Origin of the sequence: Undibacterium sp. GrIS 1.8, assembly GCF_040544445.1 — a bacterium.
Lineage (GTDB): Bacteria > Pseudomonadota > Gammaproteobacteria > Burkholderiales > Burkholderiaceae_D > Undibacterium.
The window spans coordinates 20,344-44,820 of record NZ_JBEONQ010000020.1; the positions used below are offsets into that span (position 1 = coordinate 20,344).

Sequence of the window (24,477 nt, forward strand, 5' to 3'; positions counted from 1 at the left end):
TCTGTTTTGGTCTTAGATTAATTAATATACTGGGATAGTGTATATTTTAATTGTCCAAATAAAGTCTAGACAATAGAGCATATTTTATAAAAATAATGGGGAGTATATTAAACAGAGCTTTTCCATTAGGCGCACCCAATGCGCTGTCCTCATCCTAAATCCTAATGGAAATTCCCGGTTAATACTCTCATTTCACGGACAACAAAAATCATGATTAATGCACTTAACCATATCAACATCAAAGCACCATCTGCATTGCTGGAGCGCGTCCGCGATTTTTATTGCAGCGTTCTGGGTTTGCAAACGGGTTTCCGGCCAGCGTTTCAATCGCATGGTTATTGGTTATATGCAGGCGATAGCTGCATGATCCATTTGTCTGAGTTGACGGAGTTTATTCATAACGATAGTGACGCGATGGCGGCAGTAGGGACGACTCTTGGCACCACCACCGGGTATCTGAATCATGTCGCCTTCGCTTGTCAGGATTTGTCGCAGAGCAAAGCACAGCTAGAATTGTTTGGCGTTTCTTACACAGTTAAAACCGTACCAGAGACCAAACAAACACAACTGTTTTTGATTGATCCTGCTGGCGTCGGTATCGAGCTGAATTTTTCTGAGCTGGCGTAATCTGGACTCAATTCTGGATTCAACTAACCTTATTCATCATGTGTCTGATGATGTTCGCTAGCACCACGTTTCCAATAGCTGGCTGCGTGTATATGCGCTTTTTCTAAACGGGTTTCTTGTAAAAGATACTGACGCAAGGCCTGTACATTACCTAACTCGGTGGCGATCCATGCATAGCCTTCACCTACCGGCAAGTTAAGAGTTTTTAAAGTGGCTAAGAGTTGATTGCTTTGTCCAGTTACGTCGCTTTGTAGCCAATGAATTTCTATCTGCGCGCCTTGCGTTAAAGTGATTTTTTCGCTCAGGTCTGCAACTTCGATCAACACGATTGCTTGCGCATCCGGTGGTAATTCTTCTAACCGGCGGGCAATAGCGGGTAAGGCAGTTTCGTCGCCCATCAATAAATACCAGTCAAAATCAGCCGGTACCACACGTGAACCACGTGGGCCGCCGACACCTACGGTTTGTCCGGGTTTGGCTTGCGCTGCCCAGTTTGATGCGGGGCCGTCATCGTGTAAGAAAAAATCAATATCCAGCTCTTTACTCGCAGCATCAAAGCGACGCGGCGTGTAGTGTCTGCCGATCACGTTCGCATTGCTATTGTTGGCATTTTGCCCAGCCCCAGGTAATTGCGGCAGAGCGGGTTGATCACTTCCAACGGCAGGGAAAAACAATTTCATGTGATCGTCATGCGCCGCAGTTGTAAAACCATCCAGCGCCTCGCCAGTCAGCGTGATTCTGAGCATGTGTGGCGATAGTTTTTCGGTACGTAACACCGTCAATAAACGCAGTTTGAGGTCGTGCCGTATTTTTAGAATTTGATGTGGTGTTTGAGTCATATTATTGTTCTTTCATTTTTAAGTCCGCTTCTGAATTTGAGTCAGAAATAATGCTGTTCGCCGTTTGTTCCAGCAAGATTGCAACGCGGTCAGCTTCGGCCGCGTTCCAGCTACCACGTCGCAGCATTAATGCATGCTTTAGGGTATGCATGGCCTGATGTACTCGCTCTGGTAATGACTGTTTAGCCTGGACTTTGGCAAACATGTCCAGGCGTGCCAATACGCCATTCACTTGTGCCCGATTGGCATCAAGATAATCGCGTCCAATCGCCGTAATCGTGTACAGACGTTTGTTACCGGTCGCTGGAACGCCGCTACTGGTACTTGTGCTATCTGCTGAATTGACCGACACATTAATTTGCGAATTGACTTGATCCTGTTCTTCCAACAAGGTTAAGGTCGGGTAGATCGCGCCCGGGCTTGGGGCGTAGGCACCGCCGCAACGTTCTTCAATTGCCTTGATAATTTCATAGCCGTGACGCGGGCTGATTTCGATCAATGCCAGGACGATTAAAGGCAAATCTCCACGACCGAAGACGCGTTCTGCGCGTTCACCGCGCCCACGTCCGCCGCCTCCGCCTCCGCCACCACGTAAGCGACCATGCCCACCGCCTGCATCGTCGTCAAAAGCGTCATCGCCTAGGCCGGCAAAATATTGTGGGTGGTGATGCTCATGAGCAAAATGTCTTGGGCCATGTCTATGATGCCCGTGATGTTCGTAGGAGCCATGATGTTGGTGATGATTGTGTTCTGAATGAGTATGATGATGATTTTTCATGATTTATAGATATATCTTTAATTTAAAACTATATGATATATCGTTAACTGATTAAGTCAAGGACAGATTTTTGAAAAAATCAGAAATTTTCTTCTTTAATCAAAAATAAAAAAATACAGAAATCTAAGCCTGAGGCGTAGCCAGGAGCTAAACCGCTGTAGACGCTTAATCGTGGGATGGGGACTTATCAGCAAAGTCAATTTGCTGTTCTGCTGATTATTTCAAAATTAGTTGATCAGCCATGAATGCATAGTTTTACCAAAGCCGAGTGTGTATGATGGGAAACTCATTTAGGTAGTTCATAGCAGGAAAATCATTGGCTTTCATGGATTTTTCACGAATATGATAGGACATTGATACAGCATGATCGAGACCCCTGCTTCCAAGATTGAATCAGCTTTAAACAAGCAAAGCTCTGAGCTAGAAAGTTACAAAAATGATCGTATTTGTAACGACCTTTACAGGCGTGCATTAATTGGCCCAGTGTTTTACCTGATCGCTTGTTTTTTACTGATGGGCATCACTGGCTATCATTTGCGCTGGCCTTGGCTGAGTGCCTTGCTAATATGCACTTTTCTCATTTTATGGGTGATGCGGTACAAGCATCTGCCTCCTGTAGCAGGTACCGACAAAGAGAAATACAAGCAGTGGATCAGCCAACATTGGTTGTTAATACAGATAGGCTCGGTGGTTTGGGGGCTGGTACCCGCCGTGATCGGTTATTTGAGAGTGCGTCCCGACAGCGCGATTATGGTAGCGACGATTGCGACCGTTGCATTTAGTACTGCAGCAAGTCAGGCTTTTGCCATGCACCCACGCCAGGCTCGATGGAGTTTGCTAGCGCTGATCTTGCCTGCAGCCCTAGTATTTTTTCTACCGTCACTCGAACTTAGCTCCACTGGCCTGACGCTCTCGTTTTACGTTTTATATTTAATCGCAAATCTGCGCCGGTCTGCTAACGAATATGCTCAGCAGATTGCAACGGAAGTGGATTTAATCCGCAGCCGTGCTGAAATAGATCGACTCTCACTGACGGACATGCTGACTGGTTTATCCAATCGACGGAGTTATGACCAGGCATGGCAACAAGCCTGGCATTTGGCGGTACGACAAAAAGAGACACTGGCATTGCTGATGCTCGATCTGGATCATTTTAAACATGTCAATGATCGCTATGGCCACCTTGGCGGTGACGCTTGCTTACAGCATTTTTCTGGACTATTACAGCAACACATACGAAGAGGTAGCGATATCATTGCGCGTATAGGCGGTGAGGAGTTTGTGATTATTTTGCCCGCTACCAACGCAGAAGATGCTTATGTGATGGCAGAACAATTGAGAACGATAGTATTAAATACTCCCTGCCAATTTGAAAATATTCAGATCGAGATGACAGTCAGTATTGGTGTAGGTACGGTGAATTGGGATCAGGATATCAATCCATCCGCGACATTTAGCCGGATTGACAGTGCTTGCTACGATGCGAAAAATGCGGGCCGTAATAAGGTCAAACTGGCGATTAGCTAAAAAAAAAGACAGTCCATTTCTGAACCGTCCTTTTATTTTTCTGATCTATCAAGTCCAACAAAGATGATGGACTGAAGTGATTTTTAAAGTCTGAACTAATACTTTAATTGATACTTTAACTCAGACTTTAATTGAGACTTTAATTGAGACTTTAACTCAGACTTAAGCAGATTTCGCGCGACGCAATGCGGCCAGACCGATCAATCCCAATCCCAGCAAAGCCAGGCTGCCTGGTTCAGGCACGTCACCGCTCAATTTAATATTGTCGACTAAGAGTGCGGTAGATACTGAGTTGTCACCGGCTTGTACCGCACCAAAACTCAGAGTATGTGTGCCAGATGTCAGCAGAGTTTTAGAAACATTGCTCCAGGCTGTTGCGTTCGAATAACCAGCAACACCGCTGCTGAACGTGCTGGTATTAGTATCGCCCAAGCTGAATGCAACGCCATCCAATACAAAGAAGGTGAAATCCCAAGGTGAAGGGGTGCCTTCATTTGTCAGAGTTCTGACATCAAAGCTGATGAGGCTACCAGCGTCCGCAGTGAAGGTTTGTTTGATTGCAGAACCATTGGTAAAATTTTTGTAGCCAGATTTGATTGACTGCAATGCTGCATCAGTTGTGCCTGTAAAGCTTTCCAATGTGCTTGCATTGGATGCGCCACCGCTCACTGCCTGGATGAACGCAGAAAATGTTCCATCTGTTGCTGTGGTGTTTGTTGTGCTGGTTGTCATTAATGTCGTCCAACCCGTCAGGCCAGATTCAAAGCTACTGTCAATGATGCTTGCATTCGCTTGCGTTGCACTGAAGCCAATTGTGCTCAATACAGCTGCTGAGATGAGTGTTTTGATTTTCATGATGGTCTTGTCAAGAAGGGGTTGAAGTAATATTTCAATTGCTGTTAAGCAAAATTTATTCCACCATGTAAAATCAAGGACTTACAAAAGTTAAATTGCTGATGTGTAAAAATGATCGACAAAGTTAATAATAATTTTGTTAATACTTTCTAAGTTGTTGTTATTAAATAGTATTTTTTTATTTGCATGATTTTTAACTACCTAAATTCCACAGTGACGAGTTCTCGTTGCCGGAGTTGCAATGAGTTGACAGAGATTCTGCGATCCGCACCCAAAAAACAAAACGCCGCATGATTTTTGTCAGCGGCGCTTTTATCTGTTCAATACAATTTCTTGCTGCAAAGTAGAATTATTTACTGACCGCTTTCGTTCTTTCTTCCAGCCATGCTTTTGCTGCGCCGCTGACGCGCGGTGACAAGCGCTCTAAGACGGTCGCGTGGTATCCATTGAGCCATGCCAATTCGTCCTCACGGATTATTGTCATATCGATGCAGCGGGTGTCGATGGGGCAGAGCGTCAGGGTCTCAAACTTGAGATAGTCGCCAAACTCGCCTTGATGACCCACGATATTGAGCATCAGATTTTCTATCCGTACACCCCATTTACCCGGGCGATAAATACCTGGCTCGTTGGAAGTAATCATGCCTGCTTCCATCGCGTTATGCGCCTCTGGAATAGCGCCCGAGATAGATTGCGGACCTTCATGTACATTTAGAAAGTAGCCTACGCCGTGGCCGGTGCCGTGACCGTAGTTAATGCCCTCGGCCCAGATCGGTGCGCGTGCCAGAGCATCTAACATCGGTGACAGCGTGCTACGCGGGAACTGCGCACGCGACAAATTGATCATGCCTTTTAAAACCAAGGTGAAGTCGCGTTTTTGTTCTGCTGATACCACGCCAATTGGCATCACGCGGGTGATGTCGGTGGTGCCGTTGAGGTATTGGCCACCGGAATCGATCAGCAGCAAGCCATTGCTTTCGATGACCGCATGCGATTCTGGTAGTGCGCGGTAGTGGGGCATCGCGCCATTACCGTTAAAGCCAGCAATCGTAGCAAAACTGGCAGAGACGAAGTTAGGCTGGCGTGCGCGGGCCGCAGTAATTTTTTCGTCAATGGTCATTTCTGTGATGACTTCTTTGCCAAGCGATGCTTCCAGCCAGCTAAAAAATTCACATAAAGCGGCGCCATCTTGCTCCATCGCTTCACGCACAAATTGCGCTTCTTGCGGAGTCTTGCGGGATTTTGCAAATACCGATGGGTTGATTGCCTCAATTACTTTGACCGAAGCTGGTACCGCCTGGCGGAAAGAGTAGGTGATGCGGCGCGGGTCTATCAGCAAACTGCTATTTGCTGGCAACGCAGCCAAGGCGCTGGCAGCTTGCGCGTAGTCGGCAATAAACACACCGTCTTTTGCTAATACGTCTACCAATGCAGCAGGTATTTTGCCATGAGAGACAAACAAGGCAGCACTGTCTTGACTGATCAGTGCGTGCCCGACAAATACCGGGTTATAGCTGACATCGGCACCGCGCAGATTGAAGATCCAAGCCAGATCATCTACGGTAGAAACAAAATGCCAGTCCGCCGCTTTGATACGCATTTGCTCACGCACAAGGGCTAGTTTGTCTTGACGACTGACCACCGCAAACGGTGCCAGATGTTCATAGATAGCGGCTTGCGGCAGATCAGGGCGACCAGACCAGATAGTTTGTAATAAGTCTTTGCTAGTGTCCAATTTGCTGCCGCTAGCTTGTAGCGCCTGCTCAAGCATGCGAGCCATGGCTAGTCCAAGCACGGCGCCGTCTACGCCAACGGTTTGTCCTGCTTGCATGGTGCTGGCGAGCCAATCAAGGTGCAGTGTGGCAGCAGCAGAATTGATTTTCATCATCTGTATGCCAGTAGGGGCTAGTTCTTGCTCTGCCTGACTCCAATAACGGCTGTCAACCCACAATCCGGCAAAATCTGCCGTCACGATCAGAGTGCCGACCGACCCGGTGAAGCCAGAATATTGCTCGCGGCCTTGCCAGCGCTGTGGCAAATATTCAGATAAATGCGGATCAGCAGAGGGAATAATGTAGGCATCTAAACCCGCAGTTTTCATTGCTGCGCGCAATTGGACCAGACGTGCAGGGATAGGGGAGGTAACTGCGGCGGGGCTAAGTGGGCTATTCATGGATATCTGACCGTGGTGAGTTGATCGGTTCAATCAAGTACTGCAAAGAGGTGGCTGGAAGTATATCTCATGGGTAATCTATTGAGAAATCTCTGCGGGATTTTTTCTGAGCCCAGCGTAACAATGCCGCGCTAGTTTGATGTTTTGCGCTAATTTTGATGGGAAGTTTTTAGGACGTTTGATTGAAGCTGAGAGGTGGCGTAACTATTCGCTGGTTAACCTGGCAATTGAAAATGGCAATTCAATTTGCCTCATTTGTCTGATACCTCGTCGCTCCCTCGAAGGCAGGGGCCCAGTGTCTTTGCTTAATTAACTAACGCCGCTGGATTCCTGCCAAGAGCGTGCAGGAATGACGTATTTTATAGATAGCACTGCTTTCTCTTATTCCGCACGTGCCAGATCTTTCAACCTATTCTTTTAACCTATTTGATTGCCGGAACAATCATTTACATAATTGAGAGAGATATTGATCAGATTTCATATACTCCCCATAAAAATTTGCAAAATACATCGATTGTCCAGGTTTTATTTGGACGATTAGAATATACCTGTGGGGAGTATTATGTTGATATGAGAGATTTAAAACGCTGAGTGAGCTATTGCTTCTTCCTATCTGCTTTAGTCACTCAGCGTATTTTTTGACAAACTTGATTTGCAAACTAGATTCGCCAACCCGTCGCGGATTAGCGTACCCGCATACCCGGTTGCGCGCCAGGCCAGGCCTCCAGAATATACAAACCTGGATTAGCTTTTTCATCCTCGGCAGACGCAGCCAATACCATGCCTTCAGAAATACCAAACTTCATCTTGCGTGGCGCCAGATTAGCAACCATCACGGTGAACTTACCGATCAGTTGTTCTGGTTGGTAGGCGGATTTAATACCGGAAAACACGTTACGCAGGCGACCTTCGCCAACATCCAGAGTCAGGCGCAGTAATTTGTCTGATCCGTCGACGTGCTCGCAGTTGACGATTTTGGCAATCCGCAAATCAATTTTTGAAAAGTCGTCTATCTTAATTTCTGGTGCTAATGCTTCGATCCCGCTGGTAGCGGACGATTCTGCTGGTGCGGTTGGCGCTGCTGAGTTTGCTGCTGAAGTTGCTACTGCTGGTGTTGATACAGCAGCGACAACTTCAGTAGGTGCGTCGAACAATTGATCGAAAATTTTAATATCCACACGTTGCATCAGATGCGTGTACGGCAGCACTTTATGCAGATGTGGTAGCGGTGTTGCAACATCCGCCCATTGCAAAGGAGCTATTTGCAATTGTGCCTCGACCTGTGCAGCGAGCTGCGGTAACACTGGCTTCAAGAAGATGGTCAGAATGCGGAAGGCTTCTAGCAAGCGACTGCAAACTTCCTGTAATTTGGCATCGTTCTCTGGTTTTTTGGCGAGTTCCCAAGGTTTATTCGCGTCGACATAAGCGTTGATGATGTCAGCTTGATCCATGATGGCACGCAAGGCTTTACCGTAATCACGCGCTTCATAGTAAGCCTGAATATCCGGCGACACTTTACGTAGATTGCTGATAAATGTATCATCCGCCGTCGCCCAGTCGGTCACGATTGCACCGTCAAACCGCTTAGTGATAAAACCCGCCGCACGGCTGGCGATATTGACGTATTTACCAATCAGATCAGCGTTCACACGAGCGACGAAGTCTTCAGGATTCATATCCAGATCTTCGACTTTGGCATTCAATTTGGCTGCGAAGTAATAGCGTAGCCACTCAGGATTCATACCGATATCAAGATAACGCAATGGAGAAATACCAGTGCCGCGCGACTTTGACATTTTTTCGCCAGAGACCGTGACAAAGCCATGCGCATACACATTATCTGGTGTTTTGTAGCCAGAAAATTTCAGCATGGCAGGCCAGAACAAGGTGTGGAAGTAAGTAATATCTTTGCCGATAAAATGGATCTGCTCCGTCGTCGGATCAGCCATAAAGGCATCGTAATCACGACCGATTTTGCCAAAATAGTTTTTTAAGGATGCCAGATAGCCGACAGGCGCATCCAGCCAGACATAAAAATATTTACCCGGTTGATCGGGGATTTCAATGCCAAAGTAGGGCGCGTCGCGGCTGATGTCCCAGTCACCCAAACCACCTTCACCTTCTAGCCATTCTTTGCATTTGTTGGCGACTTCGGATTGCAGGCGATTATCTTTGAGTGCCCAGCCGCGCAAGAACTCTACGCATTTTTCATCTGATAATTTAAAGAAAAAATGCTCAGACGATTTCATCACGGGCGTAGCGCCGGTCAGTACTGAGTACGGATTTTTTACTTCCGTCGGTGAGTACACCGCGCTACAAACTTCGCAAGAATCACCATATTGATCCTTCGCGCCGCATTTCGGGCATTCGCCTTTAATGTAGCGATCGGGCAAAAACATATTTTTAACAGGATCAAAAAACTGCTCTATCGTTTTGCTGGTGATAAAGCCAGCTGCTTTTAGTTTGCGATAAATGTCTTGCGACAGCGCGTGATTTTCCGGGCCATCGGTAGAGTGCCAGTTATCAAAAGTAATATGGAAACCATCCAGATATTGTTTACGCCCGGCCGCGATATTCGCGACAAATTCTTGCGGCGTGATGCCTGCTTTTTCCGCGGCAATCATGATCGGCGCACCATGCGCATCGTCGGCACCGACGAAATGCACTTCGTTACCCGACATTCGCTGATGACGTACCCAAATATCAGCCTGGATGTATTCCATGATGTGGCCGAGGTGGAACGGTGCATTAGCGTAGGGCAGGGCGGTAGTAACGAACAGCTTGCGTGTCATGGTAGTGATACTTTGCGAATGGAAAATTAAGGGGCGGCTTCAACTAAAAACGACGAAGACCGTTATTCTAACAGCGAAAAAGGTCTAGTCTTTTAAGGGTTTTATCAGTCATACGGGAGTTTTACGCTAGACTGGCAAAAAATTTACGGAGAATTGCATGAGCATTACAGTAGAAGATGTTAAAACAGCGCTGACTTTGGTCATTGATCCTAATACAAACATAGATCTGATCACGTCAAAGTCGGCTAAAAATATTAAACTCGATGGCAACGATGTGAGCTTGGATGTTGAGTTGGGTTATCCGGCAAAAAGCCAGATCGAGCTGATACGTCTTAGTGTACAAACGGCTGTCAGCAATTTGGCCGGTGTTGGTAAAGTGAGTGTTAATGTGTACAGCAAAATCGTTGCTCATGCGGTACAGCGTGGCATTAAATTAATGCCTAATGTGAAGAATATTATTGCGGTTGCCTCGGGCAAAGGTGGTGTCGGTAAATCAACGACTGCGGCAAATCTGGCCCTAGCACTGGCTGCCGAAGGCGCTGCTGTCGGTATCTTAGATGCGGATATCTATGGTCCTTCGCAGCCCATGATGATGGGGATTTCTGGTCAGCCATCGAGCGCTGATGGGCAAACTATGGAGCCTATGGAGAACTATGGTTTGCAAGTTTCTAGTATCGGTTTCATGATCAATCCAGACGAGCCTATGGTTTGGCGTGGGCCTATGGTGACACAGGCCTTGACGCAGTTATTGTCCCAAACTAATTGGCGTGATCTGGATTATTTGATTATTGATATGCCGCCTGGTACAGGCGATATTCAGTTGACGCTTTCGCAAAAAGTCCCGGTCACCGGTGCTGTTATTGTCACGACGCCACAAGACATCGCTTTATTAGATGCCCGCAAAGGCCTGAAAATGTTTGAGAAAGTCGGTATTCCAATTCTGGGAATTGTGGAAAATATGAGTACCCATATTTGCTCAAACTGTGGTCATGCGGAGTCGATTTTTGGTGAAGGTGGTGGTGCCAAAATGTGTGCTGAATATGGCGTTGATTTTCTTGGCGGCTTGCCGCTAACGATGGCGATCCGTGAGCAAGCTGATTCTGGTAAGCCAACCGTGGTCGCTGATCCTGAAGGAAAAATTGCCCTGATCTACAAAGAAATCGCGCGTAAAGTGGCAATTAAAGTCGCTGAAAAAGCTAAGGACATGACGAGCAAATTTCCGACGATTTCTATCCAAAATACCTAAAACTCTACACCGCTGAGTCCGCATGACTGAATCCTATTTGAATGATCAAGCAGGTGAGCCACAAGACATCCGCTTCATGCAAATGGCGCTGGAACTTGCGGCGCAAGCGACGATTGCCACATCGCCTAATCCTAAAGTGGGCTGCGTTATCGTTAAAGATGGCATGGTGATTGGGCGTGGCTATACTCAGCCAGTCGGACAAGCGCATGCGGAAGTGCAGGCTTTGCGTGATGCGATTGCGACGGGCCATGACACGCAAGGCGCTACCGCCTACGTGACATTGGAGCCATGTAGTCATTTTGGGCGCACACCGCCATGCGCCAATGCCTTGATTGATGCGGGTATTTCTCGGGTCGTAGCAGCAGTCCAAGACCCCAATCCACAAGTCGCAGGCAAAGGTATTACGATGTTGCGCGATGCAGGCATAGTCGTGGAATCCGGTTTGCTGGGTGAACGTACACGCGAAATGAATATTGGTTTTTTTAAGCGTATGGAAACCGGTAAACCTTGGGTGCGAATGAAAGTAGCCGCAAGCCTGGACGGCAGAACTGCGCTGGCAAACGGCGAGAGTAAATGGATCACTGCATCAGATGCGCGTGATGACGGTCATCGTTGGCGTGCGCGTGCCGATGCGATTTTGACTGGTATCGGCACCGTGCTTGCGGATGATCCGCAAATGAATGTCCGTGCGATAGAAACACCGCGGCAACCTCTAAAAGTTGTGGTCGATTCCAAATTACGTACTCCTGCCAATGCCAAGTTACTGCAAGATGGCAAGTCCGTAATTGTTTGTGGAGAAGCGATTGAACTTAAGCAAGGTCATCAGCAAAATCGTCAGCAAGTCTTGATTGCACAAGGTGCTGAAGTCGTATGTTTGCCGAATGATCACCATCAAGTCGATTTAAACGCCTTGCTATTAGAATTAGGACGCAGGCAAATTAATGAGCTTCATGTAGAGGCGGGCGCTAAGTTAAATGGTGCCCTGATTGCACAAGATTGTGTGGATGAATTACTGATTTATTTAGCGCCCAAATTATTGGGAGATGGAGCTGGTTTGTTTGATCTCCCTGAGCTAAAGCTGGTGGCAGATGCCAGGCAGGTCCGGTTCCATGAGATTAGTCAGGTCGGAGAAAGTTTGCGAATTTTAGCGCGGTTTTAAAGCGTACTGACGTCTTAGTTACGCTTACTTTAATCTTGATTTTACGCTTCAGATATAAAAAAAGGATCACCAAGCAAACTTGATGATCCTTTTAAACTGGTCGGAGTACAAGGATTCGAACCTTGGACCCCCTGGTCCCAAACCAGGTGCGCTACCGGACTGCGCCACACTCCGAAACTTGCTTTGCGTGTTCAAATGCTAAATTCGCTACTTGGACAAACGCTAAATTTTTAAACTTTAATCTTATAAATTGAAAAAGACCGAAAGATAATTAAACCTAACGGTCTTTTAATATTTGGTCGGAGTACAAGGATTCGAACCTTGGACCCCCTGGTCCCAAACCAGGTGCGCTACCGGACTGCGCCACACTCCGAAGACCAAGATAGTATCTCGTCACGACTACGCTGTCAAGGCCTTTGTCATTGCTGACTTCGCCATTGCAGGTGGTTTGTAATCGACATAGCGGGCTTGAGTCCATATATATTGCTGATCATATGCGCATTCAACTTATAGAGTTTTTGTGCTTGTAAATTGTCTGTAGTCACCGCTGAGCGGATCGGTAAAACTGATCGATTTTGCCAATAATTGTAGCGGGGCAGAAAAGTCATCACCCTTACATGGAAGGGCGATTGGGTAGAAAGTATCATTGATAATCGGCGCGCCGAGGCTTGCTAAATGTACTCGCAATTGGTGTCTTTTCCCCGTGCTGGGATGCAATTCATATAAATCATTTTCACCGCGGCGCTCTATGACGGTTATTTGAGTTTCAGCGTTAGGTTCGCCAGGAGCTTCTTTCATTACAAAGAATTTTTCGGCGTCAATCATTTTGCTGCGATAAGTCAGCGGAAATTCTTGCTGAGATAAATGTGGTGCTAAGGCGTGATAGGTTTTATTAACTTTGCGCTGCTGAAATAAAGATTGATAGGCGCCCCGCGTTTCTGTTTTTTGTGAAAATAAAATCACACCTGCGGTTTCTCTGTCTAGTCTGTGAATGGGTGTCAGTTGATTGTTGCCGCTATTCTTTTTTAAGCGAACTAACAGGGTTTCATGCAAAAAACGACCTCCCGGTATCACGGGCAAAAAATGTGGTTTATCTACTACCAGCAAATGTTCGTCTTGGTAAAGGATCTGTTCTTGAAAAGGGATAGCCACCTCATCATCAATTTCGCGGTAATAAAAAATACACATGCCACGTTTGACTGCACTATTTGCCGCCAGAATTGTGCCTTGAGCATCAACAACCTCATGTTTCGCGATACGCGCATGCCACTGCTGTTCGCTTACATCCGGAAATTGTGTCAATAAAAAATCTAATAAATTATCCCATCGCCCCTCTGGTAACCATAGATAGCTTGGTGATACGCCATCACGTGTGGCCAGAGGAGGCGTTGGTATGCGATTTGGGATTTGCATGCTGGATTTATATTTTTACCCGGTGCCCCTGCTGCGAAGGCGGTAAAATGTTGGTTTTAACTTCTATCGTTTTGTAGCGCATTTTATTATGCCCGACAAACGCACCATCTAATGAGCACTTCTGCATCTGTCGATCTGAGCAAGCCCGTCCGTACCCGTTTCGCACCTAGTCCCACTGGCTATTTACATGTCGGCGGTGCCCGCACAGCCTTATTTAGCTGGGCATTTGCACGCCACTTTGGCGGTACTTTTGTATTGCGTATCGAAGATACAGATCTTGAGCGCTCTACGCCAGAAGCGGTGCAAGCTATTTTAGATGGAATGAATTGGCTAGGTCTGCAACATGACGAAGGTCCTTTTTATCAGATGAAAAGGATGGACAGATATAGCGAAGTGTTAGCCAAAATGCTAGCGGATGGCACTGCCTATTATTGCTATTCTTCACCCGAAGAAGTCGAGGCTATGCGTGAGCTGCAACGCGCCAACGGCGATAAACCACGCTATGACGGCACTTGGCGTCCAGAGCCAGGTAAACATTTGCCACCAGTGCCAGCAGGCCGTAAGCCTGTCATACGTTTTAAAAATCCTTTAGATGGTGAAGTGAGCTGGCTTGACGTTGTTAAAGGTCAAATTACGATCGGTAATCGTGAATTAGATGATTTAGTGATTGCCCGTCCAGATGGTACGCCTACATATAATTTTTGTGTTGCAGTCGATGATTGGGACATGCAAATTACTCACGTAATTCGCGGTGATGATCATGTCAATAACACGCCACGCCAGATCAATATTCTGAACGCGCTAGGAGCTAGTTTGCCGCATTACGGTCATGTGCCGATGATCCTCGGTACGGATGGCCAAAAATTGTCCAAGCGTCGCGATGCAGTCAGTGTAATGGACTATCTGGATAAAGGTTATTTGCCAGAGGCGATGTTGAATTATCTTGCGCGTCTTGGTTGGAGTCATGGCGATGATGAAGTTTTTTCTATGGAGCAGATGTGTAGCTGGTTCGATTTAAATCATCTTTCTAGTTCGCCAGCGCAGTTCAATCCGGAAAAACTCGCCTGGATTAATAATCATTACATCAAAGCTGCTGATAATGCGCGTCTAGCTGAGTTGGTGCGTGCGCAGATGCAAAATGACGGCGCACAATTTGAGAATGCGCCAGAGTTGTCTGCGGTCGTCGCTTTGATGAAAGAGCGAGCCAATACCACTAATGAGTTGGCGCAAGCTGCGATGTTGTTCTATCGCCAGCTTAACCCGGATGCAGAGTTGTGCAAGCAGCACATTACGGAAGGAGTGTTGCCAGCCTTGGCACACTATGCTGCAGCGTGCAAGACTGTGGAGTGGAGCAAACCAGCTTTGTCGTCGATGATGAAAGAAACTTTGGCGCAGTACTCGTTAAAAATGCCGCAACTCGCTATGCCTTTGCGTTTGTTATTAACAGGTCAGCTACAAACACCATCAATTGATGCTGTGGTTGAACTATTCGGCCGCGACGTCGTGCTTCAAAGGCTGAACTCTATCTCTAAGTGAAATTGAGGCAGGTAAATAGAAGCGGGAAATAAAACGGGGCTTTACATAGAATGGCTCAGCCCCTATAATCTCGTTTCTGTTCTGGGGGTGTAGCTCAGTTGGTAGAGCGCTTGCATGGCATGCAAGAGGTCAGCGGTTCGATTCCGCTCACCTCCACCAGTAATTAGATAAGCAAGCGATGTGAAATAAGTAGAAAAAATTGCTTGCAGATATCAGTAAAAACAGTATATAATTTTGCTCTTACTTGATTGCAGAAAATTGAAAAAACAAGTTTAGAGCAAGAAAAAGTAGTGCAGTTCAGAAGTAAAAGGTCAGTAACGGACAGATCATTGTCCCCATCGTCTAGAGGCCTAGGACATCACCCTTTCACGGTGAGTACAGGGGTTCGAATCCCCTTGGGGACGCCAAATTACTCTTATTAAGAGTGCAAAAAAAGCCTTGAGAAATCAAGGCTTTTTTGTTTTTTAATTTCCTTATTATTATTCATGCTGAATCTCAAAAAGGTTTTCTGGTTAGCATTTTGGAGATTGCATCATGACTTTATTTGTATCAAATTTTTTGCGACGGAATTGCTTTTGCATATTGTATAAAGCAGATGAGCCAGCGTTCTCCTATTCCATAAGATTCTGATTTACTAAAACTGATGATAGCCTTCATCCAAATAGCGGTCATGAATAAGATTGCCACATGGAAACAAATGATTTAAAATATTGGACTTCGTATTCAGTAGTTAACGCAGTTCTCAATCACTTTATTTCTATTCTTTTGGTATAAATCATGAAAAAAACTTTTGTCGCTGCTGTCCTGGTCGCTATGACCTCTTTTGCTTTTGCTGGTGACGTGGCTCCAGTATTGGAAAAACAAAGCTGCGATAAACCCGCATATCCAAAAGCATCATTAATGAATGAGGAATCCGGTACTGTTGTATTTTCCGTTCTTGTTGGCCCAGACGGCGCTGTGATTGATTCAAAAATTGACCAATCCAGTGGCTCTAAAACCTTGGATAAAGCAGCGATCAAAACTTATACATCCTGCAAATTCAAACCTAGTATTAAGGACGGCAAACCTCAGCAAGCTTGGACAAAAATTGAATACGTCTGGAGCCTGAGTTAATTTGATGATTGGCTGATAGCAACTAGCTATTTCATTGGTAGCACACTAAAACGACCATCCCAGCATGGTCGTTTTATATATTATCTTCACAAGTAATCTTGGAAATCTTCTAGAAGTGGCTTTTAGTTCAGAACATAGCATCTGATATATTTGCTACACTAAAACTCCATAATTTTAGTCTCGCCCATTACCTCGATTACTCATGAAAATTCAATCTGCTCTTATTGCCAGCTTATTTCTTGTGGCTTCGCCATTAATCGCGGCTACAGATAAATCTGCTTCTGCTGTACCAAGCGCAACTGCTGACCACTCCGGTATTGACTGGCGTAAGGACAACGATGTCGACGCCGCTTTTACTCAAGCCAAACTAGCTAAAAAGCCTTTATTTCTTTACTGGGGCGCAGTTTGGTGCCCGCCTTGTAATCAGGTCAAAGCTACTATTTTTAATCGCCAAGATTTTATTGACCGTTCACGTCATTTTATCCCGGTGTATTTGGATGGTGATACGCCAAGCGCGCAAAAATTAGCGGCGGGTTTTAAAGTGCGTGGTTATCCTACGATGATTTTATTTAAACCAGATGGTACTGAAATTACTCGTTTACCTGGTGAGGTTGATTCTGATCGCTACTTGCAAGTATTGACGTCCGCAATGAACAGTAGTTTGTCAGTACAAGATAGTTTAAAACTCGCACTTGGCGGTAGCAAAAAAATTAGCCCGGAAGATTGGAGCTTACTGGCAGATTATTCTTGGGATGATCCTGAACAAAAATTAGTAAATACCAAGGATGTCGTCAAAACTTTGTTACGTCTGTCTGAGTTGAGTCCACTTCCTGCAAATGCCACGCGCTTCTACTTCAAGGCACTGGCGATTACTGCGAGTGCAAAGCCTGCTACCTTGACTTCAAGTATCGATTCCACCAAAGCGTTGGATAAACTGATTAAAGCACTAGGCGATCAAAAAATTGCTCGAGATAATATGGATCTGGTAACTAGCGTGCCCGGTGAGTTGGTCGAGTTTTTGACTGCCGCAAAATCAGAGTCGCGTACCAAGCTGGTTACTGCATTGAATACAGCCTTGATCAAACTAGCAGACGATGTGAGTTTGTCTAAGACCGACAGACTGGGCGCGGTCAATGGTTTAGCTACCCTGGCAACACTAGACAATGCCAAGCCGGATGCTGCGTTTCTGAAGGATATACAAAAACGGGTAACCCAAATCGAACAAGCGACTACTGATGCGTATGAGCGTCAGTCGGTCGTCAATGCGGCGGCTCATACCTATGGGGCAGCCGGGATGATGGATGAATCCGACAATTTGTTAAAGGCTGAACTCAAGCGTTCTCATTCACCATACTATTTCATGTCTAGCTTAGCGTCCAATGCAAAGAAGCGAGGTGATAAGGCTGCTGCTGTCAATTGGTATGAGCAAGCCTACAACGCTGCAAAAGGCCCCGCTACTCGCTTGCAATGGGGCGCCAGTTATGTGAATAGTTTGATCGAGCTGGCACCAACTGAGGATGCCCGTATCGAAAAGGCGACCCAAAGCGTGCTGTCAGAAATCGGCGCAACTGAAAATGCTTTTTATGAGCGCAATCGCGCCTCGTTAGATCGTATGGGGAAAAAATTAATCGATTGGAATAAGGACGGCAAACATCAGGCATCATTCCAAAAAGTACGGGGGCAGCTAGACGGCATATGCGGTAAATTGCCTCCTAACGATCCTCAACGTGCAGTTTGTCAATCCATCTTAGTTAGTGCCAAGTCTTAAACATTGTTTGGACATCAGCTCTTAACTGGTAAGTACTGGAATCACCCCTGCACTGTTGCAGTCAAGGGTGATTTTTTATTTGTGGGTATTCTATGCTCGGTGAACATTGTGACTATATGCCTGCTGAAGAAATGCCTGAGCTGTCAGCATGACCTTACCGCGTTTGAATTTGAGAGAAGTTAATTTTATCCCAGCCTCAAAGCCACGATAAAAAATGCGACTCATGATCGACCTGCACAAGCTATATGGCGCGATATGGTGACGGGCTGTGTCCAGATTTCTATATTGAACGACCAGATAAGTATTGCTGCTTGAGGCGGTTAAACGTATGCCAACAAGATCGTGCCACTTAATCAGGTGCCCGTTCTCTGTATAGATTGTGATTCCCACATGGTCTATTTTTAAGGCCGGACCTTGCCATCGAATGTCTCTTATGCAGCGCCAGATAGTTGTTAAATACCAGGCTAACCAAGGCAACATTAAGAGCAAGCCAAAGCCTGCACCCAAGCTTTGGGACAACGCCAGAGAGAAATATCCTAGGGGTAACATGAATAGCGTCATTAGAAAAATAATGCCGATCGCCCAAGCGTGTGACTTATATAGCAGCAGAGGCTCGGGTAGATAGTCCGCTCGCTTACCGTTTGCATCGCTGCTGTCATCTGGCTGAAAAGGATCGACCTCTTTACGGCTTGATACCCAGATCAGAAATAAACCGAAGGTAATCCAAAATGCGACGACGAATAAAAATCCGATAGGATTAGTCGAAAACAAGACATCCTTGCTTCCACTCGCCATGCTAATTGATCCCTTGAGTAATGCTTTGATTGCCACCCAGAGACTGGCGAGTCCAAAGATAAACATGAATGTTGACGCAACGAGATTTCCAAATTTATTCATGTTGATGATCCTTAGATTTGTCTTCTAAGATGCACTGAGATAATTATCGGCACTCTTGGCGTTTATAGCCACAAGCCATCAGAAAAGTCAGACTCTTGGTAAGCTGAGTGAAGAATTTAGACCTCATATAACTCCAAAGGCAATCCATCTGGATCAGCAAAGAAAACAAAACGCTTGCCCGTATACTCATCAGTACGAATTGCTTCGACTGCGATGCCTAGTGATTTCAGGTGGCGCTTGCAGTGATCAATATCTCTTACTTCAAATGCCAGATGGCGCAGCCCCTGTGCTTCAGGATACGACGGACGAGGCGGTGCACCAGGGAATGAGAACAACTCAATCTGCGAGCCATCAGGCAATTGTAAATCCAGTTTGTACGAGTCACGTTCAGCACGAAAATGTTCGGCAATAATCTCCAGCCCCAGATACTCACTATAGAAGCGCTTAGAGACCTCGTAGTCAGAACAAATGATTGCAGCGTGATGAATACGGTTTAGCATTGGCGAGAACTCGTTTTTTGGGATGTGCATGCAGAAAGCAAATACTGAACGTCGTCAAAATCAAACAGCATATTTATGCAATAGAACGATATGCCCGACTCGATATCGATACCGAGTTATTGTCTGGATCTTTTGCATTAGCGAACTGATAGCCATTGGCTTGATGCGTGCTGCTAAAGGCAAGTCCGCGTTCTAAGCTTTGCGCTTTAAAAGCCTCAATATCCAGCACAGAAAAAACGAGTTTCACTCCAGCTTGCCCCAATTTCAAACTTTTTGCAGCCTGGTGTATCAAGATCATTGTTGATCCGTCTGGACTAACTAACTCTACCAATCCCTCTGACTCAGGTTTTGAACTAAAACCAAAAAACTGTTGATAGAAATCAGCAGTTTTTTGAATATCTTTTGCGTAAATCATGATGGCGTTGAGTTGAGGATTCATGGATATCCTGAATAAACCGGTGATGAATTTTTAATGCTTAGAAATTTTTTTAGAGATTAAGGTTCAATAAACTATTTAGATTTTTTTCGTCGAGATGCGAACAATATTGCTGGCATTAATACGATTGCAATTGTTCGCCCCAAACGTGATTCTAGATTCCAAAGGAACAGGACGATTGCCCCATAAATTAATAAGTAAATAAGATAAAAAATACTTGAAACTCCGACAGTCCAGCCGATAACTAATAAGAATAAAAAAACTAATATAAAACCAATTTTGTCATCGGTGGATTTTCGTTTCATCACGTTCGATTTCTTACTTTATTCAATATCGAAACCCATTTTATATGGAAAATGTATTCAACTCGATAGTCCATACCTAAGTAGATTTAGCTCACTCACTTCTTCGATTTCTCGATATCGCAATGCGTATCTAAAAACCGTAAAGCTCCGCTAAAACTACTGTCCCAATCGTCCAACAAATACGCATCGGCTTCTTGCACAAAATCATTCCATTCTTCTAGCAGACTGTCTTGCTTTTCATGGGGGGCGGCGGTTTTGATGAACTCGATTGCCAGCTCTGGATGAAAACCATCCTTGCGGATTTTTTTGACCAGTGTTTTTGCATTAGCTTCGGTCAGTACAGTCTTAGGCGCAGCGCCTGCAGACAGGCAGAAAAATACCGTGAGCAGGGCGTACACATCTGTTTTGCCTTTGGTCAGTTTGGTCCATTCTTTGGATACCAGCGCATCGTACTCTGAGGTGTCTTCTAGCTCATAGTCACGGATGAAATAGCGATCTTTTAGCTCGAATACGACGGCATCAAGCGCCAGACTAGCGCTTAGAATTTTAGGTAAATCATGGTCGCTGATTTCTTGTTGAATACGATCCGCAATGGCCTGGTATTCGGTGGGAATGGGTTCAAATATATCTTTAGTACGTTTGCTGATTTTGCCTTTTTTACGCACAGCGTCGATGAGTTTTGCAAACTCAACCTGATTGACTAAGCTTTCTTCCTTTTTACCCAGCATGCGTAATAACATCGCCGTACGTACGACGGATGTGGCATCGGCATCATGCTCTTGGAGCGCAGCGCGTGACAAACCCAATTGTTCTCCGAACCAGAATGCCGCAGCGATTTCTGTCGCATTGGTTTTGCGCTGTTCCAAGGTATTGAGATAATCGACGTCATTGTCTTTACGTGACCAGACTTCTAAAAAATCTTCTACCCGCCCTTTTTCCTCACGACCCAATAGCGCATATTCTGGCATGACGAATAGTGCTTTAAGCAAACCGGAGCCACCGCGTGATAGCGTTAGAAACGTATTGTCGCTAATCATCTTGGCGGCTAAAGTCAGGTCACCTTGTGTGCTTTGTTTCAGATATAAACTGACCAGATTGACGATACGTTTTTGCGCCATGTCGATTTCCGGACGCAGATATTTGCTACCAAATACCTCTGCCATCTGCACCATGCCTTTGGGTGCCTCGGTCTCTATGGCGCTAATTTTAGCGGCGCTGATGAGACCGTTTTTTACGCCAAAGCGTAAGGCACTTTCAAAGTAAGGACGGTTATCTAGCGTGGCAAGCTGAAAGCTGTTGTCGGACATAGGGCGAGTCAAATTCTTTAATTGAGATAGGTAAGAGCTAGGGTCTGTTAGCTGTTCATTGTTTCAACTGTTAACCCTTAAATCGCATTCTCGATTAATGGATAACAGACCCTAGGATTGAGTCGCTTTACAGGGCGGACTCCTCGTCATCATCTTTATCATCGCCGTCATCATTGTTCGGCTTATCGAGCTCATCTTCTTCCTCGCTCTCGGCCAATTCATCTGCGGCTAATTGCAGACTGGCTTTGTAGCGGGCGCGTAACTTCATCATCACTTCGCGGAAAATTTCTGGCAACTGATAACGTAATAAATACGTGACTTCCATCCAGTCATGATCGACCAGATTAGCCATGTCAGATGAAGAGCCGCGTGGCTCGTCGTCGCGGCTGATATGCATCAGGTCATCATCGAGTGCCTGAACTTTAGAATCGTCGCCGTAGTGGAATAAATCAAAGGTCGCATAGCGGTAAAAATGTTCGACCATTTCTGCTCTGTCGTACAGATAATCTACTAGCGCGTCGTAGCCGCCGTCGACTTCAGCAATTTCATACAAGAACTCCGCCGGATCGCCACCTTCGCGGAAGATGACGGAGTTGACCATGCTGCGCAATTGCTCATGGGTTTGATCGCCATAACGACGCTCCAGCACTACTGCTTGTGCGAACTGTTCTGGTGTGACCAGCAAGTTGACCAGCGACTCTTTCGACGCATCATATTCGCGGATAATCGCCAGCAAATCTTTAGCAGGAAAATCATCCAGCGCAGCTACCAGTGCTTTGTCGCCTTCAGTTTCTGCCAGTGTTGCCAAAGCAGATTCTGCACCGACGATGTCGCCGACTTTGATCAGGCTTTGCGCTTGTATCAGCGCGGGGTAGTACGTTTTTTTATCATCCATCTTCATTAATCCTTGCGATCAAAACCTTGTTCGGCCAAAAAGTCTGCGCCAGCCTCTTCTAAATCGTAACCATCTTCGCTGTCGCCGTCATCCATATCATTGCGTACGCCATGGACATCATGGACGCCGCCGTCTTGATGTTCAGCATCTTCATCCAGCTCTTCGTCAGAAGCGTTAGACGGGCTGACTGCGCGAGAGTCTTTGCTCTTATTCAGATATTCCAGTGCGGCGGCAATCACCATGAATTGGTCACCGTCTGCATGTCCGAGCACTGTTTTGCTGAGGGATTCCGCCCAGGGCTCTAAGCGCACGTCTTTGGACAGATCTTTCCAGTGCGGTAATTGACTGATCGGTTTAGAAATCAGTGACTCAACTTTTAAGGGATTCAGATATTTAAATGCATTATGGAAAGCGACTGCGACCATTTCTGGATTGCTCTTCATCATCGGCAACAAAAACGGCACCTGATCACGCTTCTCTTTGAGACGATGGCGCAGAACATCTTTGCCTTCAGAATCGCTGGTTAAATCTTCCAGTTCTGCCACATACACAGACTGGATGTCTTGAAAATATTGGGAAAGTTTCACTGCAGTACTCCTGATAAATAATTCTTCCAAATCTCGCTGGCGGTTTGCAGCGGATCGTCTAGCAAATTGCGGCGACGATTTTCGTCGTAAGCGGCACGCGCTGCGTCGTCCGATAAGACATCATAGGCCTCTTTGCATTCATGAAATTTTTGCGGCGCAAGGGCAGAGCTGTTGCGATCTGGATGAAACTCTGCCGCCTTCAGCCGGAAGGCTTTTTTTACCTCCGCTAAAGTCGCATTTGGCGTGATCCCCAGAACAAAATAGTAGTCTGTCATACAATCTCGTGTTGGGTTAGATGTTGCTATTGTTGAATATTCGGTTGAAACAAGTGAGTGCGATTTTGCTACTAAGCTTGTGGCACTAGGCGAAAAATTCAAATAGATTGATGGATAGCTTGCTGTTGTAGTCTGCGCTGACTGGTTTTGAACCAGTTTGATTTGTTCCGATTTGTTTTGACATTGCTCCGCATCATACCATTCTTGTGCTGGCTCATTGTTTTCAGCTATGGCAGCTTGGTTTATTTATGGATTGATTGTATAGCGACTTTGTTGTCATTTAGTTTAGATGTCCGCCAGTTTCTATGATGTCTTTTTCCAGGCTAAGGCTAGTTTGTATCGCGATCTGTAATCCTCTCACCATCGTCGCTAGTGCCATGCTGGGTGCATCTGCTGGTTGTGTACCAGCTTGTGCCACCTGCTCGGGCAGGTAAGGGATATGGATAAAGCCACCTCGCATCGTTTTTGGCTCAGTGGTTTGTGCCTCGGTAACAAGCGTACGCGTCGCCAGATGATGCATCAAGCCATAAAATAGATGGTTACAAACAAAGGTACCCGCAGTATTTGAGACAGCGGCGGGAATACCCGCAGCGCGAAGCTGATGCACGATGGCTTTGATCGGTAAGTTAGAAAAATAGGCCGCTGGGGCGCCGCTGATGACCGGATGATCGATCGGCTGCTCGCCTGCATTGTCGGCAATCCGCGCATCGTCGATGTTGATGGCGACGCGCTCAATCGAGATACCGCTTCTCCCGCCGGCCTGACCGACGCAGAGGATGATCGCCGGTTTTAAAGCGGTAATGGCTTGTTCTAACACCGTGATCGCCTTACCGAATACGCAGGGTAGCAATTGCGTCTTGATGCTAGCTCCTTGGCAGTGCCAATCGGCCAGTGCCTTAACTGCTTCCCATGAGGGATTGATGCTTTGCTGATCGAAGGCGTCAAAGCCGGTAATCAGGACGACAGTCGCGCTATTGTGATCATTGTCATCATTGTCATCATTGTGATCAATGTGAGATCGGCTCAATTGGCTCAATTGAATATACTCCCCATTTTATTTATTAAAAATGCCTTATTGTCCAATGATTATATGGACACTCTTAATATACTAGATACGAGTATATTAAGAGTCGTTTACTCAAGCTCACCGACATCGACATTATCATCAAGCCGATAGTCACCACGGTTGAAGGCGGCGATGACTTCTTGTGATTGCTGCAAATAAGATTCTGGCACCAGAATCCGTACGCCACCTAATGCCGCAGTCAGCAGGGTGTCGGTCTGCACCAGATTGTCGTCTGCGATCACGGCGGGGATGCCCGCAGCCACCAGACAACTCTGGACTATGCAAGCGTCGGTCGGGATATAGTAAGTCGCAACGGTAAATAGATTTCTGCTGAGATTGTCCTCATTCATGTCGCCTCCGGGGCTGTAGAAGTAAAAAGAGCT

The 24,477-nt window shown here is 46.1% G+C and carries 22 protein-coding genes and 4 tRNA genes; 9 read left to right on the forward strand and 17 right to left on the reverse strand.

All coding sequences use genetic code 11. From position 1 onward, the window contains the following. Positions 1–210 precede the first annotated feature (210 nt). Positions 211–627 (forward strand): VOC family protein, encoded by a 417-nt coding sequence (locus AAKU64_RS11205; RefSeq protein WP_354331761.1) that lies wholly within the window; start codon positions 211–213, stop codon positions 625–627. A 29-nt stretch (positions 628–656) separates the two neighbouring features. On the opposite strand, the gene AAKU64_RS11210 is transcribed toward AAKU64_RS11205, so the two are convergent. Both AAKU64_RS11210 and AAKU64_RS11215 read right to left on the reverse strand, forming a co-directional pair. Then, positions 657–1,466, reverse strand: coding sequence for a siderophore-interacting protein (locus AAKU64_RS11210; protein ID WP_354331762.1), 810 nt, complete (start codon positions 1,464–1,466; stop codon positions 657–659). 1 nt (position 1,467) lies between these two features. Further along, positions 1,468–2,244, reverse strand: coding sequence for a PadR family transcriptional regulator (locus AAKU64_RS11215; RefSeq protein WP_354331764.1), 777 nt, complete (start codon positions 2,242–2,244; stop codon positions 1,468–1,470). Between the two features lie 363 nt (positions 2,245–2,607). On the opposite strand from AAKU64_RS11215, the gene AAKU64_RS11220 reads away from it, so the two are divergent. Then, positions 2,608–3,771 (forward strand): GGDEF domain-containing protein, encoded by a 1,164-nt coding sequence (locus tag AAKU64_RS11220; RefSeq protein ID WP_354331766.1) that lies wholly within the window; start codon positions 2,608–2,610, stop codon positions 3,769–3,771. Between the two features lie 162 nt (positions 3,772–3,933). Here AAKU64_RS11220 and AAKU64_RS11225 read toward each other — a convergent pair whose 3' ends face one another. From AAKU64_RS11225 to metG, 3 genes are all read right to left on the reverse strand, one after another. Continuing rightward, complete coding sequence (locus AAKU64_RS11225) at positions 3,934–4,626, reverse strand: PEP-CTERM sorting domain-containing protein (protein ID WP_354331767.1); 693 nt, start codon at positions 4,624–4,626, stop codon at positions 3,934–3,936. A 349-nt stretch (positions 4,627–4,975) separates the two neighbouring features. After that, positions 4,976–6,799, reverse strand: a complete 1,824-nt coding sequence (locus AAKU64_RS11230) for an aminopeptidase P family protein (protein ID WP_354362149.1) — start codon at positions 6,797–6,799, stop codon at positions 4,976–4,978. Positions 6,800–7,482: 683 nt separating this feature from the next. Further along, positions 7,483–9,591, reverse strand: a complete 2,109-nt coding sequence (gene metG / locus AAKU64_RS11235) for a methionine--tRNA ligase (protein WP_354331771.1) — start codon at positions 9,589–9,591, stop codon at positions 7,483–7,485. Positions 9,592–9,748: 157 nt separating this feature from the next. Here metG and apbC point away from each other — a divergent pair, with 157 nt between their 5' ends. Then, a complete protein-coding gene (apbC, locus tag AAKU64_RS11240) occupies positions 9,749–10,837 on the forward strand; it encodes an iron-sulfur cluster carrier protein ApbC (protein WP_354331773.1) in 1,089 nt (362 codons plus the stop codon). A 22-nt stretch (positions 10,838–10,859) separates the two neighbouring features. Next, on the forward strand, positions 10,860–11,996 hold the full coding sequence (gene ribD / locus AAKU64_RS11245; protein ID WP_354331775.1) for a bifunctional diaminohydroxyphosphoribosylaminopyrimidine deaminase/5-amino-6-(5-phosphoribosylamino)uracil reductase RibD: 1,137 nt from the start codon (positions 10,860–10,862) through the stop codon (positions 11,994–11,996). Positions 11,997–12,093: 97 nt separating this feature from the next. Here the strand turns inward: ribD and AAKU64_RS11250 are convergent. The 3 genes from AAKU64_RS11250 to AAKU64_RS11260 form a co-directional block, all read right to left on the reverse strand. Continuing rightward, positions 12,094–12,170: transfer RNA gene (locus tag AAKU64_RS11250), tRNA-Pro, on the reverse strand. 122 nt (positions 12,171–12,292) lie between these two features. Then, a tRNA-Pro gene (locus tag AAKU64_RS11255) sits at positions 12,293–12,369 on the reverse strand. 134 nt (positions 12,370–12,503) lie between these two features. Then, positions 12,504–13,409 carry a pseudouridine synthase gene (locus AAKU64_RS11260; protein ID WP_354331777.1) on the reverse strand — a complete coding sequence of 302 codons (906 nt, stop codon included), beginning with the start codon at positions 13,407–13,409 and terminating at the stop codon, positions 12,504–12,506. Positions 13,410–13,520: 111 nt separating this feature from the next. Between AAKU64_RS11260 and gltX the strand changes: the two genes are divergently transcribed. The 5 genes from gltX to AAKU64_RS11285 all read left to right on the forward strand — a co-directional run bounded on the left by gltX (position 13,521) and on the right by AAKU64_RS11285 (position 17,826). Further along, positions 13,521–14,945 (forward strand): glutamate--tRNA ligase, encoded by a 1,425-nt coding sequence (gene gltX / locus AAKU64_RS11265; RefSeq protein WP_354331779.1) that lies wholly within the window; start codon positions 13,521–13,523, stop codon positions 14,943–14,945. A gap of 83 nt (positions 14,946–15,028) precedes the next feature. Beyond that, positions 15,029–15,104: transfer RNA gene (locus AAKU64_RS11270), tRNA-Ala, on the forward strand. A 172-nt stretch (positions 15,105–15,276) separates the two neighbouring features. Further along, positions 15,277–15,352, forward strand: a tRNA-Glu gene (locus tag AAKU64_RS11275). Between the two features lie 370 nt (positions 15,353–15,722). Beyond that, on the forward strand, positions 15,723–16,058 hold the full coding sequence (locus AAKU64_RS11280; protein WP_354331780.1) for an energy transducer TonB: 336 nt from the start codon (positions 15,723–15,725) through the stop codon (positions 16,056–16,058). A 202-nt stretch (positions 16,059–16,260) separates the two neighbouring features. After that, positions 16,261–17,826, forward strand: a complete 1,566-nt coding sequence (locus AAKU64_RS11285) for a thioredoxin family protein (RefSeq protein ID WP_354331782.1) — start codon at positions 16,261–16,263, stop codon at positions 17,824–17,826. Between the two features lie 90 nt (positions 17,827–17,916). Here the strand turns inward: AAKU64_RS11285 and AAKU64_RS11290 are convergent, their stop codons facing one another. The 9 genes from AAKU64_RS11290 to AAKU64_RS11330 all read right to left on the reverse strand — a co-directional run bounded on the left by AAKU64_RS11290 (position 17,917) and on the right by AAKU64_RS11330 (position 24,444). Then, positions 17,917–18,723: a hypothetical protein gene (locus AAKU64_RS11290; RefSeq protein WP_354331783.1), complete on the reverse strand. Its 807-nt coding sequence runs from the start codon at positions 18,721–18,723 to the stop codon at positions 17,917–17,919. Between the two features lie 116 nt (positions 18,724–18,839). Continuing rightward, positions 18,840–19,223, reverse strand: a complete 384-nt coding sequence (gene gloA2, locus AAKU64_RS11295) for an SMU1112c/YaeR family gloxylase I-like metalloprotein (protein WP_354331785.1) — start codon at positions 19,221–19,223, stop codon at positions 18,840–18,842. A gap of 73 nt (positions 19,224–19,296) precedes the next feature. Beyond that, complete coding sequence (locus AAKU64_RS11300; RefSeq protein WP_354331787.1) at positions 19,297–19,662, reverse strand: VOC family protein; 366 nt, start codon at positions 19,660–19,662, stop codon at positions 19,297–19,299. 397 nt (positions 19,663–20,059) lie between these two features. Continuing rightward, on the reverse strand, positions 20,060–21,271 hold the full coding sequence (locus AAKU64_RS11305; RefSeq protein ID WP_354362150.1) for a hypothetical protein: 1,212 nt from the start codon (positions 21,269–21,271) through the stop codon (positions 20,060–20,062). A gap of 127 nt (positions 21,272–21,398) precedes the next feature. Further along, a complete protein-coding gene (locus tag AAKU64_RS11310; RefSeq protein ID WP_354331790.1) occupies positions 21,399–22,166 on the reverse strand; it encodes a hypothetical protein in 768 nt (255 codons plus the stop codon). Between the two features lie 5 nt (positions 22,167–22,171). Continuing rightward, entirely contained in the window at positions 22,172–22,753 is a 582-nt protein-coding gene (locus tag AAKU64_RS11315) for a hypothetical protein (protein ID WP_354331792.1), read from the reverse strand. After that, the gene (locus tag AAKU64_RS11320) at positions 22,750–23,028 is read right to left on the reverse strand and encodes a DnaJ domain-containing protein (protein WP_322119397.1); all 279 of its coding nucleotides are present in this window, start codon (positions 23,026–23,028) and stop codon (positions 22,750–22,752) included. Before AAKU64_RS11320 ends, AAKU64_RS11315 begins: the two co-directional genes overlap by 4 nt. 280 nt (positions 23,029–23,308) lie before the next feature. Then, positions 23,309–24,040 (reverse strand): pyroglutamyl-peptidase I, encoded by a 732-nt coding sequence (gene pcp / locus AAKU64_RS11325; protein ID WP_354331871.1) that lies wholly within the window; start codon positions 24,038–24,040, stop codon positions 23,309–23,311. 122 nt (positions 24,041–24,162) lie between these two features. Next, complete coding sequence (locus AAKU64_RS11330) at positions 24,163–24,444, reverse strand: putative signal transducing protein (protein WP_354331794.1); 282 nt, start codon at positions 24,442–24,444, stop codon at positions 24,163–24,165. Between the last annotated feature and the right edge of the window lie 33 nt (positions 24,445–24,477).